Genomic DNA, 15,790 nt, shown 5'->3' with positions numbered 1-15,790 from the left:
GGATGGAATGAGGGGCCGGTTCAACGGCCCCCTTTCTTTTGCGGCATAAGTTCGGACATTCTGACCTGCCCTAATCAGGAAGGTGCATCACCCGTATCAGCCGCGTTCTTCACGTTGCGACTGGGGAAAAGCCGCCGAATGGCCACATAGAACACCGGCGTGAAGAACAGACCCAGGAACGTGACACCCGCCATGCCGAAGAACACCGCGGTACCCAACGCCTGACGCATTTCCGAACCGGGCCCGGTCGCGATCATCAAGGGTAGCACCCCAAGGATGAATGCGAAGGCCGTCATGAGGATGGGTCGCAGCCGCAACTGGCTGGCCTCAACCGCCGCGTTGATCGGCGACAGCCCGCGCTCTTCCTGCGCTTGCTTGGCAAACTCGACGATGAGGATCGCGTTCTTTGCCGCAAGCCCGACAAGCACAATCAATCCGACCTGCGTCAGAATATTGTTGTCCATGCCCCGGAACATCACCCCAAGAAGCGCGCCGAGAACGGCAAGCGGCACGATCAGGACAATCACGACAGGCAGCGCCCAGCTTTCGTAAAGGGCAGCGAGGAAAAGGAAAGCAAACAAAACGGAGAACGCAAAGATATAGGCGGCGGTGTCGCCTTGATTGCGTTCCTGTAAGGCAAGTTCGGTCCACTCATAATCCAGACCCGGTGGCATCACGGACTCCGCCAACGCCTCCATCGCCAGCAAGGCTTCACCGGTTGAGACACCCGGGGCGGCTGACCCCTGCACCGGGACAGAAACCTGCTGGTTGTAACGTTGAACAAGCGCCGGTCCCGCCGTTTCCTGAATCGTGATAAGTGTTCCCAATGGCACCAACGCCCCCGTGGCCGAGCGCACACGCAAATTGCGAATGTCGGCCTCGTCCAGTCGGAACCGTTCATCCGCCTGCGCGCGGACCTGAAACAGCCGCCCGAAAGCGTTGAAATCGTTCACGTAGGCCGACCCGAGATTGATCGACAACGCTTCAAAAATCGCGCCGATGGGCACGTTCAGCATTTGCGCCCGCACCCGGTCAATCTCAAGGAAGAACTGTGGGGAACCTGATGAGAAGGTCGTGAAGACCCTCTGAACCTTGTCCGACTGCGCCGCGCTGCCCATGATGGCATAGGCCGAATTCAGGACCTGCGCCATGTCTGCGCTTTCGGTTTCCTGCAATTGCAGTTTGAACCCGCCGCCGGTGCCAACGCCGCGCACCGATGGCGGAGCAATTGCAATGATAAAGGCCTCGCGCAAAACCTGCATGCGACCGAACAATTGCCCGACAATCGCTCCTGCCCCGAGGCCACTTGCCTGGCGGTCTTCAAAGCTCTCAAACGTCGTGAAAATCACACCCTGGTTGCTTGCATTGGTAAAGGTTGCGCCGGAAAACCCCGCAAAGGCCACCGCGTTGGTGACGCCGGGTGTGTCCAGCGCGATTTCCGTCGCCTGCTGCATGATCGCATCGGTTCTGCCAAGCGAGGCACCATCGGGCAATTGCACAACAACAATGGCATAGCCCTGATCTGCATCGGGAATGAAGCCGGTCGGCACTTGGTTGCTGATCCAGTAGGTCGATCCAAGAAGTCCCACAAAAACCACAAGAGATGCCAGTATCCTCCGGGTGGACCCAACAAGAAAGCGCACGATACTGCCATAGCCATGTGCGATGCGGTCAAAGCCACGGTTGAAGCCTTTTGACAGCGACTCGGTGAGCCGCGACAGCGGATTGGGAGACGGTGTGTCGCTACGGGGTTTGAGAATGCTTGCCGCCAAGGCGGGCGACAGGCTGAGCGAATTGATCGTAGAGATGACCGTGGCGACCGAAATCGTGACGGCGAACTGGCGATAAAACTGTCCTGTGATACCAGGCACCAAGGCGGCGGGCACGAAAACGGCGATCAACACAAGCGATGTGCCGATGATGGCGTTCTGCACCTCGTCCATGGTGCGCGCCGAGGCCTCTCGCGGGGCCATGCCATTGGCAATGTTGCGTTCGACATTTTCCACCACGACAATGGCGTCATCCACCACAATCCCGATCGCAAGGATAAGCCCGAACAACGTCAACAGGTTCAACGTGTAGCCCAGCGCCAACATCACCGCGAATGTGCCAATCAGGGACACGGGTATCGCCAGCAAGGGAATGATGGCCGTGCGCCACTTCTGCAGGAATATGATGATAACGGCGACAACCAGCAGCACAGCCTCGAACAGGGTCTGATAGACAGCGCTGACCGAAGCCGCGATAAATTCGGTCGGGTTGTAGACAACACGGTATTCCAATCCTGCAGGAAAATCCCTGGAAAGGTCTTCCATCACGCCAAGGATTTCCTCGGCCGAGGCAAGGGCATTTGACCCCGGCCGTTGAAAGATACCCAGTGCAACAGCGGGTTTGTTGTTGAGATACGAGTTCGTGATGTAGGACCGTGCTCCGATCTCGACACGGGCCACATCGCGCACGCGTACCACCCGCCCCTCTTCGGATGCTTTCACGATCACACGCCCAAACTCTCGCGGGTCTTCCAGCCGTCCTTGGGTGGTCAAGGTGACCTGAAAGGCGCTGGCGCTCTCATTCGGCGGTGCCCCAAGAGAACCACCGGAAACCTGTACGTTCTGTTCACGCAAGGCCGCCACCACATCCCCGGCCGTCAAACCGAGCGAGCCCATCTTGTCCGGATCAAGCCAGACGCGGGCGGAAAACTCACGTTCGCCAAAGATTAGCAAATCCCCGACGCCATCCAGTCGGACCAGCTTGTCCCGCACCCGCGAGCGGGCATAGTTCGACACGTAAAGCTGATCGAATGAATCATCCGGCGACAGCATATGCACAACCATCATCAGGTCTGGCGAGGACTTGGTCGTGGTCACGCCCAGGGCGCGGACTTCCTGTGGCAGGCGCGGCTCGGCAATCGCGACGCGGTTCTGCACCAGCACCTGTGCGGCATCCAGATCCGTGCCCAACTCAAACGTGATGCTAAGCGACATGGACCCGTCGGCGGTCGAATAGGAAGACATGTACAGCATGTCCTCGATGCCGTTGATTTCCTGCTCCAGCGGCGTCGCAACCGTCGCGGCAACCGTGGCGGCATCGGCCCCGGGATAAGATGCGCGCACGACAATCGAAGGCGGCGCGATCTCGGGATACTGTTCAATCGGCAACTGGAAATACGATAATATGCCCACGATCGTTGTGAGGATCGCGATCACGAGCGCAAAAACTGGGCGGGTGACGAAAAAGCGGCCCATCCTAGTTTTCGGCAACCAAGGGCAATTCCACCACGTCTGGTGCAACAACCATACCGGGGCGGGCTTGGATCAGCCCTTCGATCACAATGGTCTCCGATCCGTCCAGACCTTCCCGGATCACGCGATACCCATCAATGCGCGGCCCCGGGCGAACTTCGAGCGGAATCACATTCCCCTCGGCATCCACCGACATCACAAGGCGCCGGTTCTGATCAGACACAATCGCCGCATCGGGTACCAGAACGCCCTCGTAAGGCAGCGATCCCGGCACGTTCACACGGCCAAACAGGCCCGGTGTCAGCAATTCATCCGGGTTGTCCAGAACCGCGCGCACTCGCATTGTGCCGGTATCTTCATCAATGCGGTTTTCAGAGAAGTCGAGAATGCCCACCTGCGGTGGAATACTGTCGTCCGACAGAGACACGCTCACCTCAAGCCCGCTCGCCCCTTCCTGCAGCACCGATCCGCGCGCTCGAGCGTCCCTAGAATAGGCCAAAAAGAAACGCTCATCGATGTCGAAATAAAAGTAGATCGGATCACTGGCGACGATTGAGGTCAACAGCGTGTTGTTGCCCGATACTAGGTTGCCTGGATCAAGAACAGCTTGGTCGATGCGACCCGCCATGGGCGCGCGGACCTCGGAATACTCAAGGTCAAGCTGAGCTAGTTCAAGCGCGGCGCGCGCCTGCTCCAACGTGCCTTGCGCCGCCAGAAAGGCTTCGCGCCGCTCATCCACCACGCTTTCAGATATAGTCCCATTGCCCACCAGGGCCTCGGCGCGCTCGAGCTGTTCGCGGGTGAAGGCGCTTGTTGCCTCGGCCACGTCAATCTGGGCCCGAGCCTGTCGCAAGGCTGTGCGAAACTGGCGCTGGTCTATTGTGAAAAGCAACTGGTCCTTTTCGACAAGGCTGCCATCGGTGAAATGAACGGCATCCAGAAATCCCGTCACGCGGGCGCGGATGTCGACCTCGGCTGAGGCCGCAAATCTGCCAACAAATTCATCATCTTCAACGATTGTTTTGACGACCGGTTTTGCTGCTGTCACAGGCGGTGGCCCCTGTTGTGCAAAAGCGGTGCCAAGGGAAGCACACAGGGCAAAGATCAATATTGGAAGTAGTTTGTGTCGCATTTTTCAAGCTCATTGCGGCAGTGTGTCACCTGCACTCTACAGCTTTGCAGAAAGCAGCGGCGATCACAATCAAATCCATTTTTGGGATCACGGTACTGGAGGAAGAATAAGGCGTTTGCCTAAAAATTCATCACGAGCAGCTGACGCCAAAGCCGGCCGGGGGTGACAGCAGATGGCCAGCCGTGAAAGCAAAAGACCCGGCAGTTTCATTGCTGCCGGGTCTCTTAGATTTCTTGGGTCCGAAGGACTCAGTGCAGCTTGGCTTCGACCTCGCCGATGGCATCGTCGATCAGTTTGTTGCCGCTCTCTGCAGTCATCTGCTTGGCGATCACATCCTTGGCGGCAGCCACCGCGATCATGACGGCGGTGTCGCGCACTTCCTTAACAGCACCGGCCTCGGCCGAGGCAATCTGATCTTCGGCCGCTTGCAGGCGACGCGCAATCGACACTTTCAGATCAGCCTTGGCTGCCTCGGCTGCCTCCGCGGCCTCTTCCTTGGCATGGGCGACGATCCGGTCTGCCTGCTCCTGAACTTCCTTCTGCTTGCGCTCGTAGCTGGCCAGCAGGGTCTGGGCCTCTTCGCGCAGGGCACGGGCCTCATCCAACTCCGATTTGATACCCTCGGCGCGCTTGTCCAGCAAACCACCCAGCAGGGACGGAACCTTCAAATAGACCAGCACCCCAATGAAAATCAGGAATGAGATCAGAACCACGAAATTCGTATTCTGCAGCGAAAAGAACGGGCCTTTCGCGGCGAATGCCGGGCCAGCCATTGTGATGGCAAACACGGTGGGGAGGAACAATCTGGTCATGGTTCTACCCTTTCATCCGTGCAGTCACGGCGGCGGTCACCGTTTTCGCATCTGCCTTGCCACCCAGCGCGGCAACGATTTCCTTGGTGGTGTCCTTGGCCACGACCTTGACGCTTTCCAACGCTCCGGCGCGAATCTCGGCAATCTTCGCCTCGCCTTCGGCAGCCTTGGCGGCAATCTCGGCATCAGCCTTCACGATGGCTTTGTCCAGATCCACTTTGATCTCAGCCTTCGTTTCGGCCACGATGTTCTGGGCCTCGGCACGGGCATCGGCCAGCGCCTTGTTATAGGCTTCTTCGGCTTCGACCGCTTTGGCCTTCAGGTCTTCTGCGGCGGCCAGATCATTGGTGATCGTGCCTTGCCTTTCGGCCAGAACCGCGGCGATGCGCGGCAATGCGATACGCGACAGGATAAAGTAGATCACGATCAGCGTGATGACCAACCAGAATATCTGATTTCCCATCCAGGATTCGCACAATTGCGGCATCCCGACGGCGCCACCGTGCGAGTCCACGCATTTGCCAGCCTCTTCCAATTCATAAGGCGAGACATGGCCTTCTGCGGCTGTTGTTTCGGTTGCCATATCGTCGTCCTCCTTCGGGGAACTTTCCGGTTACAAGAGGTGGGAAGTCATGCGTCCCACCCCCGCGTAAGGATCAGTTTCCGTCAGGTTTAGACAGCGAACATCAGCAGAAGGGCAACAAGGAACGAGAAGATCCCCAGCGCTTCCGAGAACGCAATACCAATGAACATGGTTGCGGTTTGGCCACCGGCAGCCGACGGGTTGCGCAGGGCGCCCGACAGGAAGTTACCAACAACGTGGCCCACACCAACAGCCGCGCCGCCCATGCCTGTACAGGCCAGACCGGCACCGATGTAAGCACCCATTTGTACGATATCGCCTTCCATAGTGAATTCTCCTTACGTTGGAATTGGCATTGATAGTCGGGCGCGCCTCAGGCGCACCCATCGTTTCGGTTATCCCTTAATGGTGCGGATGCAGCGCATCTTTCAGATACACACATGTCAGGATGGTAAAGACGTAGGCCTGAATGAAGGACACCAGCACCTCAAGCGCGTAGATCGCGGTGATCGCAAGGATCGACAGCGGGGTTACAACCAGACCAATGCCGGTTGAGATGATGATCATCGGCGCAAAGGCCGCGAACACTTTGATCACCGCGTGGCCGGCCATCATGTTGCCCGCCAGACGAATGGAGTGGCTGACGGGGCGCACGAAGTAGGAAATCACCTCGATCAGGGCCAGGATGGGCCGCAGCGGCAGTGGGGCCGCGCTGATCCAGAACACGCCGAGGAAGCCCAGCCCGTTTTTGACAAAGCCCAGTATGGTCACGAACAGGAACACCGCCATCGCCATCACGGCCGTGACCGCAATATGGCTGGTTGTGGTGAACGATCCGGGGATCAGCCCCAGGAAATTCGAGAATACGATGAACAGGAACAGCGTCATGATGTAAGGGAAATACGGCAACGCGTCCTTGCCGGCGACATCCTCAACCATCTTGCGGATAAAGCCATAGGCGAGTTCGGCGATCGACTGCATGCGCGAGGGGATAGTCGAGCGTCCGGACGAGCCCAGAACCATCAAACCGATGATCGCCAGCACCGCCAGCGCCATCCAGAAGGTCACATTGGTGATCGTAAAGGTCCCAACCGGCCCATCGCCAAACAACGGCTTGACGATAAACTGATCCATCGGGTGGAAAACCAGACCAACCTCGTCAGAACCGTGCGCTTCATCCGCCATTTTTTGCCCTCTTCTCGTCACCCTCAACAGGTGTTGTTTTCTCGGCCTCGTCGGCCATTGCCTTCTGCTGGATTTCGGCAGCGCTGCGCATCATCGTTTTGATGCCTGCGGCAAAGCCCAGCAATGTGAACAGCACCAGAAAGATCGGGATTGTCCCGAACAGGCTGTCCAGCCCGTAACCAATGCCAAAGCCGATCGCGATGCCGGCTACCAATTCGATCACCATGCGCCAGGCATGTTGCGCCTGTGAATAGTGCTCATCCTGATGGGGTTTGGGCGCGTCTTTGTTTTTCAAAGCGTCGATCCGGGCTTCAAGCTGCGCAAGACGCTCGCTTTGGTCGGGATCGGTCACGCGGTTTTGCCCCTCAGAACAGTTGCCTTGTTGCTAAGCATGGCAGGGCCATGAGTCAAGCGAGAGGGGTGGCTTGGAAAGCTTGCTCTATTCATTTGATTTTAATACCTAAAATGTGATCCACTTGAAGCTGGGAAACTCTGTCGCAGAGGCGCAGCATGCAGATTCAATGGTTTGATGATATTCAACCAATCGGTTGATCTTTCTCAATCATCCAATGCGGGGTCGCGGACAACAAACACCGATATGGGCGCATGACTGGCCAACCGCCCACCGTGAGAATTGACGAAATACTCGACCCAGCCCGGCCGGTGACTGGCCATGACAACCAGATCGATCTCAAGCTCCGCGATGGCCTGCAAAAGCTTCTGGTCCACTTCGACACTGGGATCTGGCACGCCATAGTTCATGCTGCCAACCTCGACGCCATGTTCGGTCGCAAGCTCATGTGCATAGACGGCTAGACGGCGTCCATACTCTTGGGTTGAATGCGAAACCTTGCCCTGAATACCGCCACTCACACTGACCAGCGTGATTTTGGCGCTGAAATGCTCAGCCAGATCGCACGCCACCAGGGTTGCGTGGTTCCAGCTGTCTTTCTCGGCCAGATCAATCGGGACCATAATGTGCGTGAACATCGCCGCATTCCTCTCATGGCTATTTTCGCCGATGCAACACCGAAGCGCTTTGCGCTGAATCAATGCATCGCTTGACGGGCGCGTGGCCTTGGCCCAAACCATCAGGCGATGACGCACCCGCTTGATACCGTGTTTGCAGCCCTGGCCGATCCAACGCGCCGCGCGATCCTCGTGATGCTGCTTGAGGATGATATGGCCGTGACAGATGTGGCCGAACCGTTCGAGATGAGTCTGGCGGCGATTTCAAAACACCTGAACATTCTCAGCCGCGCAGGCCTGATCAGTCAGGAGCGCCGCGGCCGTGTGAAATGGTGTAAACTGGAACCCGACGCGATGCGGGACGCGAGCATCTGGATGCAAAGTTTTGGTCAGTTCGAGGCCGTCAATCTGGATGCGTTTGAACGGTTTCTTGAGGTCGAGTTGAAAAGCGATGACTGAGAACATCCCACCACCGACCGGTGAGACGGCCTCCTTGATTTCACCCAATCAACTTCCACCGCCGATTGTGGAGCCGATAGCGGATGCAGTGGTGATGCCGGTGGGGCCAGAAGCAGGGATTGGCTGTGGGGTTTTTCGCCCCGACGGCAGCTTTTGTGACCTGTCACGCACAAGGCTGTCCAGAAGCCGTTTTTCCGCGATCCCAGACCACCCCGGCACGACCACGCGCGAAAGGCTGACGGGAAACTATCTTTTCGCCGGGATCGGGCGGCATCACTTTGGTCATTTCATCATGGAGACGCTGTCCCGCCTCTGGGCGCTGGATGGGCGACAAGACCGGTTTGACGGTCTGATCCTGTTGCCCATGTACCAAATCGATTTCGGCGCCGTGCTGCGCCGTCGCCTGCTGTCCTTCCTGCGGCTGATGGGATGCAACATGCCCCTGCATCTGGTGCGCACGCCTATGACGGTGGATACACTCTATCTCCCTGCGCAGGGCTTTGGTCATATGCAATGGGCGACCGGCACGGGTGAATTCCGCAGTTATGTCCGCGACCGGATTGACCGCAATTGCCCGGCGATCGGCCCCGAGAAAATCTATGTCTCGCGCAGCAAGCTGAAATACAGCCATCAGCGGGTCGATCAGGAAGCCCGGATCGAAGCCCTGATGAAATCGGCAGGCTATGCGATCTTTCATCCTCAGCGCCACAGTATCCGGGCGCAATGCCAGATCTACCGCGCTGCCCATACAATTGTCGGTGGCGATGGCTCGGCGTTTCACCTGGCGCCGTTCGCGATGCAATCCGAAACCCGCGTTGGCCTGATCCAGCGCCGCACCCGTCAGGACGCGGTTGAGTCGATGGCCAATCAGATCAAGGCCTTTGCCCCCGTTGATCTGGTGCGATTAAACCCGATCAAGGAAAGCGCAACAGCCGCGAACAAGGACAGTGCCGCACCGATCAGTTTTGAATCGCTCAAGGAACAGCTTGAGGCCGCGCATCTGATCTAGCTCAGCGTTGGCTTGTCCTCGTCCTTCAACAACATCAACAATGCCAGAATGGTCAATGCCACTCCGCCAAGCACCAGCCCTCGCGGCACACCATGACCCAACGCGGCCTGCCAAAGGATCACCCAACTGGGCGTCAGGTACGTATAGGCCATCACCTTCGCACTGGGCAGGCGCAACGACGCATATTGCACCAGCACAAAGGTAATCGCGGTGGCAAAGATTGCCGTATAGGCAATGGTAATCCAAACAATTGCGGGGAGAGCCATCCAGTCGGTTCGGACAATATCTTGCCACCCCACGACACCTACCAGAAAGGCCGTGGCCGCCATAGCGCCAAAGGAAAACACCACCGGCGACTCGCCGCGATTCAGCTTGCGCACCAAGGGCGTGTAAAACGCATGCGCAATGCAGCCAAAGAAGTAGATCACCTCGCCCCGGCCGACATTGAATTGCAACAGCGCGTTCCAATCGGCGCGGAAGATCACCCAAAGCGCGCCACTGGCCCCTACGGCCAACGCAATCGCCATGCGACGCGTGGTGATCTGGCGCAACAACAGATAACCGAACAGCCCGGACAGGATCGGCGTCAGGGTAAAAACAGCGGCAGCCGACACGGGCGGCGCGGTTTTCAATCCCTCAAACATCAGCACGAAATACGTGCCCATCGATGCGCCCATCAGCAAATAGCGCCAGGGCGCCTGAAATGCGCTGCGTTCAACCCCCGTGACCGCAAAGGCCCATGCCCCCACGATAAGTGAGGCCAGAATGAAACGGACGGCATTCAGCGCGGTGGGCGCTACCTGTGGCGCTGCCATAGAACCCAGGGCAAACGACCCCGCAATCAAGCCGGAAAACGCCAGCATCGCCAGATGCCCCTTAAAAGCCTCGCTCATGCTGCGTCCCAAGCAGCAGCACGTTCTTTCAAAAAGCTAAGGAAAGCCTGCACCTTGGTGGTGCGGTGCAAATCCATATGGGTGACCAGCCACAACGGCGTCGACCATTCGTCACGCGGTGGCGTAACCTCGGTCAGGCCACCAAACTCTTCGGCCTGAAGCTGAGACATGAATCCGATCCCGGCCCCTTCGATAATGGCCCGGCGTTGGGCGTGAAAGTCGCCACTGCGAAACACCACGCAGTCCAGTGGTACGTTTTCCCGCATCCAGCGGGCAAAGGGCGCGCGCGATTTTGCGTCATCCATCCCGACAAAGCGATGCCCAGCGTAATCTGTGCTGTCAGAGGGGCAGCCATGTTTGTCCACATAAGCCTGGCTGGCGTACAACGTCACCTTCTGCCTGTGAAAGGGCTGCACCACGTTGTCAGGCTGATCAGGGGCGGCACCGGCGCGAATGGCAACATGCGCCTCGCCATATTCCAGACGAAATAGCCGGTCACTGGTCAGGTAGCGCACGATGATATCGGGATACTCGGCCTGAAACCCTGCCAGAACCGGCACCAAAAGATGACTCAGCCCACCCAGAGACGTCACCACCAATTCGCCGTCGACATCATTGCCCTGGCCCTTGATGCGACCCGCCAACTGGCTGAACTGATCATCAGTGGCCTGTGCCACACGCAGCAGATCCTCACCCGCCTCGGTTGGTGTATAGCCGCGGGCATGGCGCTGAAACAGCTTCACGCCCAATCGTTCTTCGAGCGCATCAATATGGCGGATGACCGTGGCATGATGCACGCCCAGCACATCCGCAGCACCACTGACCGTTCCAACGCGCGCCACGTTATAGGCAGTTCTTATCTCATCCCAGTTGTCCATGACGGCCCCTGTTCCCAGATGCACAAAAGTGCGCACCTACGCAATAATTGTTCATCAATGCATGGCCATGTAAAGCCCCAAGAGGTCTTGCAGCGCCTTGTGCCCCGCCCTAGCGTGCGACAATGAAAATCACCCGCGACACGGATGAACAGCTGATCCTCGATCATATCCCTTGGGTACTATCCATCGGGCTTGCACTGTTGGTGATCATGTTCATCGGCATTGGTCTGTTGCCCTTGGGCCAGTCCGGTGACCCGATGATGTGGCTGTTTTCTGGGATGTTCATTGTCGTGGGCGGCGGGCTGTGGTTGATGGCGCTGGGGCTGTTTGCCAAACGGTTGCAGTTCATCTTTGATCGCAACACGGATCGCATCCGCATCCGCCGCCGTTCGATCTTCAAACACTCCGAGATCACCCACAAACTCTCGCGTCTGGTTGAGGCACGGATCGAGACCGACTTTGGCAAAAACGGCCGGACGCTGCATCGCCCCGTCCTGATCCTAAGCAGCACAAGCAATGGCAAACCGTCTGAGGCCCGCGTGCCCCTGCACGACTACTTCACCAATGGCCCGGGCCCCGAGGCCATGGTGGAGGCGGTCAACAGGTGGCTGGCGCGCCGCTGATCACTCGTCCTTGTCGCGCTTGAAAAGGCCCTTCAGCTTGTCCATCGCGCCCGCTTTCGGCTCAGCTTCGTCTGTATTCTCCTGCACGGCATCATCGGGATCGCTGTCATCGTTGCCACTGCTGAACGGAAGGCGCTCTTTCACGGACGTCATGGCACCCGACAAGACCACATCCCAGAAATAGGCAAGATCACCCGAGCGCAGGGCACGCACCTCTTCGGGATCGAGCGAGAGCATATACCGAAAATCCGCCGTGCCCCCTTGCGCCCTGACGGCCTTGGCTAAGGTATTGGCTAACAGTTTCTCCGTTGTGCCAGCCTCTTGTGGAACGGCGATCTGCACCTGATCGAAGCGAATGTTCCAATCCATATCGATCCAGTCGTCCGACAAGCTCCATTTGTCATCCACACGCACCGACACCGTCCCGCCATTCAACCAGGTGAGCGGCGCTTTGGGCACAAGCAGCTTGATCTGCTCCGCTTCGACATCCTCAAAGCTCCAGAAGGTTTCGCGCCCCAGTTCGGTGATTTCACGGGTCTCCACGATCAGGTCCTGCCCCGCGATCTGTGCTGCCATGTTGGCGCGGAACAGCAGGTCAAACAGGGCCGAACGGCTGCGGAAGGGTGCCAGTTCTGCCGAGGCGATCACCAGATCATAGGGCGCGCTGTCCTTGGGGCGGATTTCCAGATCGACACCCGCGGCCTGAACCAGATCAGCGCGGAAGGCGCGACGCTTCTTTTTGGGCTTGTCCTTGTCGACGGGCGGCGGGCTGACATACCCTGTCACACCCTCAACCACTGCAAGGGTGATCACCGGTTCACTGCCAAGCAAGGTCCAAAGGTCCACATCCGCCTGTGCCCTTGCCACCCGGATATCAAGGTCTAGCCCCTCAGGGTCATCCCGGATGACATGCACATCGTTCAGCGTCACTTGCCCGGTCAGTAACATGCCGCTGGCACTTTCAAACTGCACCTCCATCCCGGCCTTCGCAGCAGCACTTGCCATTGCGTAATTCAAAATGGGTTGGAAAAAGAGAACCGACCCCAGCACAGCAAGAACCCCAAGCCCTGCAAGACCGCCCGCCGTCCAATGCAGCACTTTGCGCGGGATCAGAGGTTTGCGCGGCGCTGCTGGCACGCCATCCCTCGCAGGGGCTCGTCGCTTCTTGCGTGCTCCAAACGACCCGCCGAACAATATCGTGAAGAAGGCGGCGAGAAGTTCAAGCAACCCGGCCAACGCGGCCCCTGCGAGACCAAGAACGGGGGCAAGGCAGGCAAACAGGATTTCACCAAAAATCAGAAGAAGGGCTTCCATAATGCGTTTTGTCCAAATCAGTTTGGGTCACGCTAGCAGCCACACGGCCCCAGAAGAACCCTGAATGTTGTCTGACAGAAGAGCAGTATGGTCAGGGTTTGTAAGCGATCTGGCTGACGTAAGACATGAAACCAAAAAACGTGCTGGCCGAGACCCGGTGCCGGGCTTCGGCCTTCATCGCCGCCGCGGTATCGGGATGCAGCAAACCTGTCTCGGCCATCCTGTCAGCACCGCGATCAATAACGGTCAGGAAATAGGTCGCCTCGCCCTCGGCCACATAGCCATGCCCGCGCCGCGGGCCCAGACGAAACCCGGTCTGGTTCAACATGCCGCTTATCTGGCGCATGATCCACAGATTGGTGACGTTCTGGTTGATCATGAAGCGCACCAGTTGATCCAGCGGATCATAATCAGCAATCTGCGCCGTGGCAGTGTCATAATCGCCATCACAGATCGCCAGCACCCCGCCGGGCTTCAGAACGCGCCAGGCTTCGACAATCACATCCTGCGGCCCCGGCACATGGCACAACAGCGTATGCATCAGAACGCAGTCGACCGACGCATCCCCAAGGCCGGTTTGCTTGGCATCGCCGATCTCAAAACTCAGATCAGGGTTAGCCGCGAAATGCTGTTGCGCACGCGCCACCATCACCAGGGACGGCTCGATCCCATGCGCGCGGGCGGCACCTGAAATGGTGATCAGGTCACGCGTGACATGCCCGGTACCGGACCCGAATTCGACAGCAAACGCATCTGCCGGTAACTCCAGATCGCCCAGATAATCCTGCCTCAAAGCCACCTGTGCCGGTTCCATACAACGCGCATCCATTGCATCGGCAATCCGGTTCTGAAGGGCCGTATCTTCCTCGGCAAGATTTGAATAAGGGTCAGACATGTCGCAACCTGTTTCTATCCGGCGATTGCAGTTTATCACACCCCGGAGCAGTTATGAAAAACCAGAGCAATCCTGCCGGATCGTGACGGCCATGATCCGTTGACTCTGGTCTTTGAAAGCTTTAAAGCCGCGACAAATTCCGGAAGTTCTGTTGCTTCCGGTCCCTTGGGTTATTCCCGGGATCGCCCCCCACCAGCGTGTTACGCCCGTGGGGGCGCTTATCGTTTGAACCGTCGCCCCTTATATTGGGGTGGCAAAAAGGAACCGCCCAAGGAGGCACCGATATGTTTGAAAGTCTTTCCGACCGCCTCTCTGGCGTCTTTGACCGGCTCACCAAACAAGGTGCGCTGTCCGAAGAGGATGTCAAAACCGCCCTGCGCGAAGTGCGTGTGGCGCTGCTTGAGGCCGATGTGTCGCTGCCCGTGGCGCGCGATTTCATCAAGCGGGTTCAGGATGCAGCCACCGGTCAGGCGGTCACCAAGTCGATCACGCCGGGTCAGCAGGTCGTCAAGATTGTCCATGACGCTCTGGTCGAAACCCTCACGGGCGACGAAGACCCCGGTGCGCTGAAGATTGATAACCCGCCTGCGCCGATCCTGATGGTCGGTCTGCAAGGCTCGGGTAAAACCACCACCACCGCCAAGCTGGCCAAGCGCTTGAAAGAGCGCGAGGGCAAGCGCGTGTTGATGGCCTCGCTTGACGTCAACCGCCCGGCGGCGATGGAACAGCTGGCGATCCTTGGCACGCAGATCGGTGTGGATACCCTGCCCATCGTCAAGGGCGAAGACCCGGTCGCGATTGCCAAACGCGCCAAAACGCAGGCGAGCCTTGGCGGCTATGACGTTTACATGCTCGATACCGCAGGCCGCCTGCACATCGATCAGGAACTGATCGCCCAAGCCGCTGCCGTGCGCGATGTGGCCAATCCGCGGGAAACCCTGCTGGTGGTCGATGGCCTGACCGGTCAGGACGCGGTGAACGTCGCAACCGAGTTTGACGACAAAATTGGCGTCAGCGGCGTGGTCCTGACCCGGATGGATGGCGACGGACGCGGCGGCGCGGCCCTGTCGATGCGGGCGGTCACCGGTAAGCCAATCCGCTTCGTCGGCCTTGGCGAGAAAATGGACGCGATCGAGACGTTTGAACCCGATCGCGTCGCAGGCCGCATCCTCGGTATGGGCGATATCGTCTCCCTTGTCGAAAAGGCGCAGGAAACCATCGAGGCCGAACAGGCCGAACGCATGATGAAACGCTTCACCAAGGGGCAGTTCAACATGAACGACCTCAAGATGCAGCTGGAGCAGATGCAGAAGATGGGCGGCATGGAAGGCGTCATGGGCATGATGCCGGGCGCTGGCAAAATGGCCAAACAGATGGATGCCGCCGGGATCGACGACAAGGTGATCACCCACCAGATTGCCCTGATCCAGTCGATGACCAAGAAAGAACGCGCCAATCCCAAGCTGCTTCAGGCCAGCCGCAAGAAGCGGATCGCCAAGGGCGCTGGCCTTGAAGTATCCGAATTGAACAAGCTTCTGAAAATGCAGCGCCAGATGGGCGACATGATGAAGAAGATGGGCAAGATGGGCAAAGGCGGCATGCTGAAACAGGCCATGAAAGGCATGTTCGGCAAAGGCGGCCCCAGCCCCGAGGACATGGCCGCAGGTATGGACCCCAAGGCGCTGGAACAGGCTGCCAAGGCCATGGGCAAAGGCATGCCCGGTGGCGGGTTGCCCGGCCTTGGCGGTGGTGCGGCGCTGCCCCCCGGCCTCTCAGGCTTTGGGAAAAAGAAATAA

The 15,790-nt window shown here is 58.4% G+C and carries 16 protein-coding genes; 4 read left to right on the top strand and 12 right to left on the bottom strand.

Annotation, left to right across the window (positions count from 1 at the left end; genetic code table 11):
• Window positions 1-74: 74 nt before the first annotated feature.
• The 8 genes from V6N02_RS17515 to V6N02_RS17480 all read right to left on the bottom strand — a co-directional run bounded on the left by V6N02_RS17515 (window position 75) and on the right by V6N02_RS17480 (window position 7,944).
• Complete coding sequence (locus V6N02_RS17515; protein WP_371227648.1) at window positions 75-3,245, bottom strand: efflux RND transporter permease subunit; 3,171 nt, start codon at window positions 3,243-3,245, stop codon at window positions 75-77.
• Window position 3,246: 1 nt separating this feature from the next.
• Complete coding sequence (locus tag V6N02_RS17510; protein ID WP_371227646.1) at window positions 3,247-4,290, bottom strand: efflux RND transporter periplasmic adaptor subunit; 1,044 nt, start codon at window positions 4,288-4,290, stop codon at window positions 3,247-3,249.
• Between the two features lie 332 nt (window positions 4,291-4,622).
• Window positions 4,623-5,186, bottom strand: coding sequence for a F0F1 ATP synthase subunit B (locus V6N02_RS17505; protein ID WP_371227644.1), 564 nt, complete (start codon window positions 5,184-5,186; stop codon window positions 4,623-4,625).
• 4 nt (window positions 5,187-5,190) lie between these two features.
• Complete coding sequence (locus V6N02_RS17500; protein ID WP_371227642.1) at window positions 5,191-5,769, bottom strand: F0F1 ATP synthase subunit B'; 579 nt, start codon at window positions 5,767-5,769, stop codon at window positions 5,191-5,193.
• Window positions 5,770-5,858: 89 nt separating this feature from the next.
• Window positions 5,859-6,095 (bottom strand): F0F1 ATP synthase subunit C, encoded by a 237-nt coding sequence (locus V6N02_RS17495; RefSeq protein WP_106471144.1) that lies wholly within the window; start codon window positions 6,093-6,095, stop codon window positions 5,859-5,861.
• 76 nt (window positions 6,096-6,171) lie between these two features.
• Entirely contained in the window at window positions 6,172-6,954 is a 783-nt protein-coding gene (locus V6N02_RS17490) for a F0F1 ATP synthase subunit A (RefSeq protein WP_371227640.1), read from the bottom strand.
• Window positions 6,944-7,306: an AtpZ/AtpI family protein gene (locus V6N02_RS17485; RefSeq protein ID WP_371227638.1), complete on the bottom strand. Its 363-nt coding sequence runs from the start codon at window positions 7,304-7,306 to the stop codon at window positions 6,944-6,946. Before V6N02_RS17485 ends, V6N02_RS17490 begins: the two co-directional genes overlap by 11 nt.
• A 206-nt stretch (window positions 7,307-7,512) precedes the next feature.
• On the bottom strand, window positions 7,513-7,944 hold the full coding sequence (locus V6N02_RS17480; RefSeq protein WP_371227636.1) for a universal stress protein: 432 nt from the start codon (window positions 7,942-7,944) through the stop codon (window positions 7,513-7,515).
• A 108-nt stretch (window positions 7,945-8,052) separates the two neighbouring features.
• Here V6N02_RS17480 and V6N02_RS17475 point away from each other — a divergent pair, with 108 nt between their 5' ends.
• Window positions 8,053-8,382, top strand: coding sequence for an ArsR/SmtB family transcription factor (locus V6N02_RS17475; protein WP_371227634.1), 330 nt, complete (start codon window positions 8,053-8,055; stop codon window positions 8,380-8,382).
• Complete coding sequence (locus V6N02_RS17470; RefSeq protein ID WP_371227632.1) at window positions 8,375-9,391, top strand: glycosyltransferase 61 family protein; 1,017 nt, start codon at window positions 8,375-8,377, stop codon at window positions 9,389-9,391. Before V6N02_RS17475 ends, V6N02_RS17470 begins: the two co-directional genes overlap by 8 nt.
• Here V6N02_RS17470 and V6N02_RS17465 read toward each other — a convergent pair.
• Window positions 9,388-10,284 (bottom strand): DMT family transporter, encoded by an 897-nt coding sequence (locus tag V6N02_RS17465; protein WP_371227630.1) that lies wholly within the window; start codon window positions 10,282-10,284, stop codon window positions 9,388-9,390. The genes V6N02_RS17470 and V6N02_RS17465 overlap by 4 nt on opposite strands.
• Complete coding sequence (locus V6N02_RS17460) at window positions 10,281-11,162, bottom strand: LysR family transcriptional regulator (RefSeq protein ID WP_371227628.1); 882 nt, start codon at window positions 11,160-11,162, stop codon at window positions 10,281-10,283. The genes V6N02_RS17465 and V6N02_RS17460 overlap by 4 nt, the downstream gene beginning before the upstream one ends.
• 122 nt (window positions 11,163-11,284) lie before the next feature.
• Here V6N02_RS17460 and V6N02_RS17455 point away from each other — a divergent pair, with 122 nt between their 5' ends.
• The gene (locus V6N02_RS17455; RefSeq protein WP_371227626.1) at window positions 11,285-11,785 is read left to right on the top strand and encodes a hypothetical protein; all 501 of its coding nucleotides are present in this window, start codon (window positions 11,285-11,287) and stop codon (window positions 11,783-11,785) included.
• On the opposite strand, the gene V6N02_RS17450 is transcribed toward V6N02_RS17455, so the two are convergent.
• Window positions 11,786-13,099 (bottom strand): hypothetical protein, encoded by a 1,314-nt coding sequence (locus V6N02_RS17450; RefSeq protein ID WP_371227624.1) that lies wholly within the window; start codon window positions 13,097-13,099, stop codon window positions 11,786-11,788. It lies immediately after the preceding gene.
• 91 nt (window positions 13,100-13,190) lie between these two features.
• Window positions 13,191-13,994 (bottom strand): methyltransferase domain-containing protein, encoded by an 804-nt coding sequence (locus V6N02_RS17445; RefSeq protein WP_371227621.1) that lies wholly within the window; start codon window positions 13,992-13,994, stop codon window positions 13,191-13,193.
• A gap of 284 nt (window positions 13,995-14,278) precedes the next feature.
• Between V6N02_RS17445 and ffh the strand changes: the two genes are divergently transcribed.
• Window positions 14,279-15,790 (top strand): signal recognition particle protein, encoded by a 1,512-nt coding sequence (gene ffh / locus V6N02_RS17440; RefSeq protein WP_371227618.1) that lies wholly within the window; start codon window positions 14,279-14,281, stop codon window positions 15,788-15,790.

Origin of the sequence: Roseovarius conchicola, from assembly GCF_041403425.1 — a bacterium.
GTDB lineage: Bacteria > Pseudomonadota > Alphaproteobacteria > Rhodobacterales > Rhodobacteraceae > Roseovarius > Roseovarius conchicola.
This window is presented reverse-complemented; position numbering and strand designations above follow the sequence as displayed.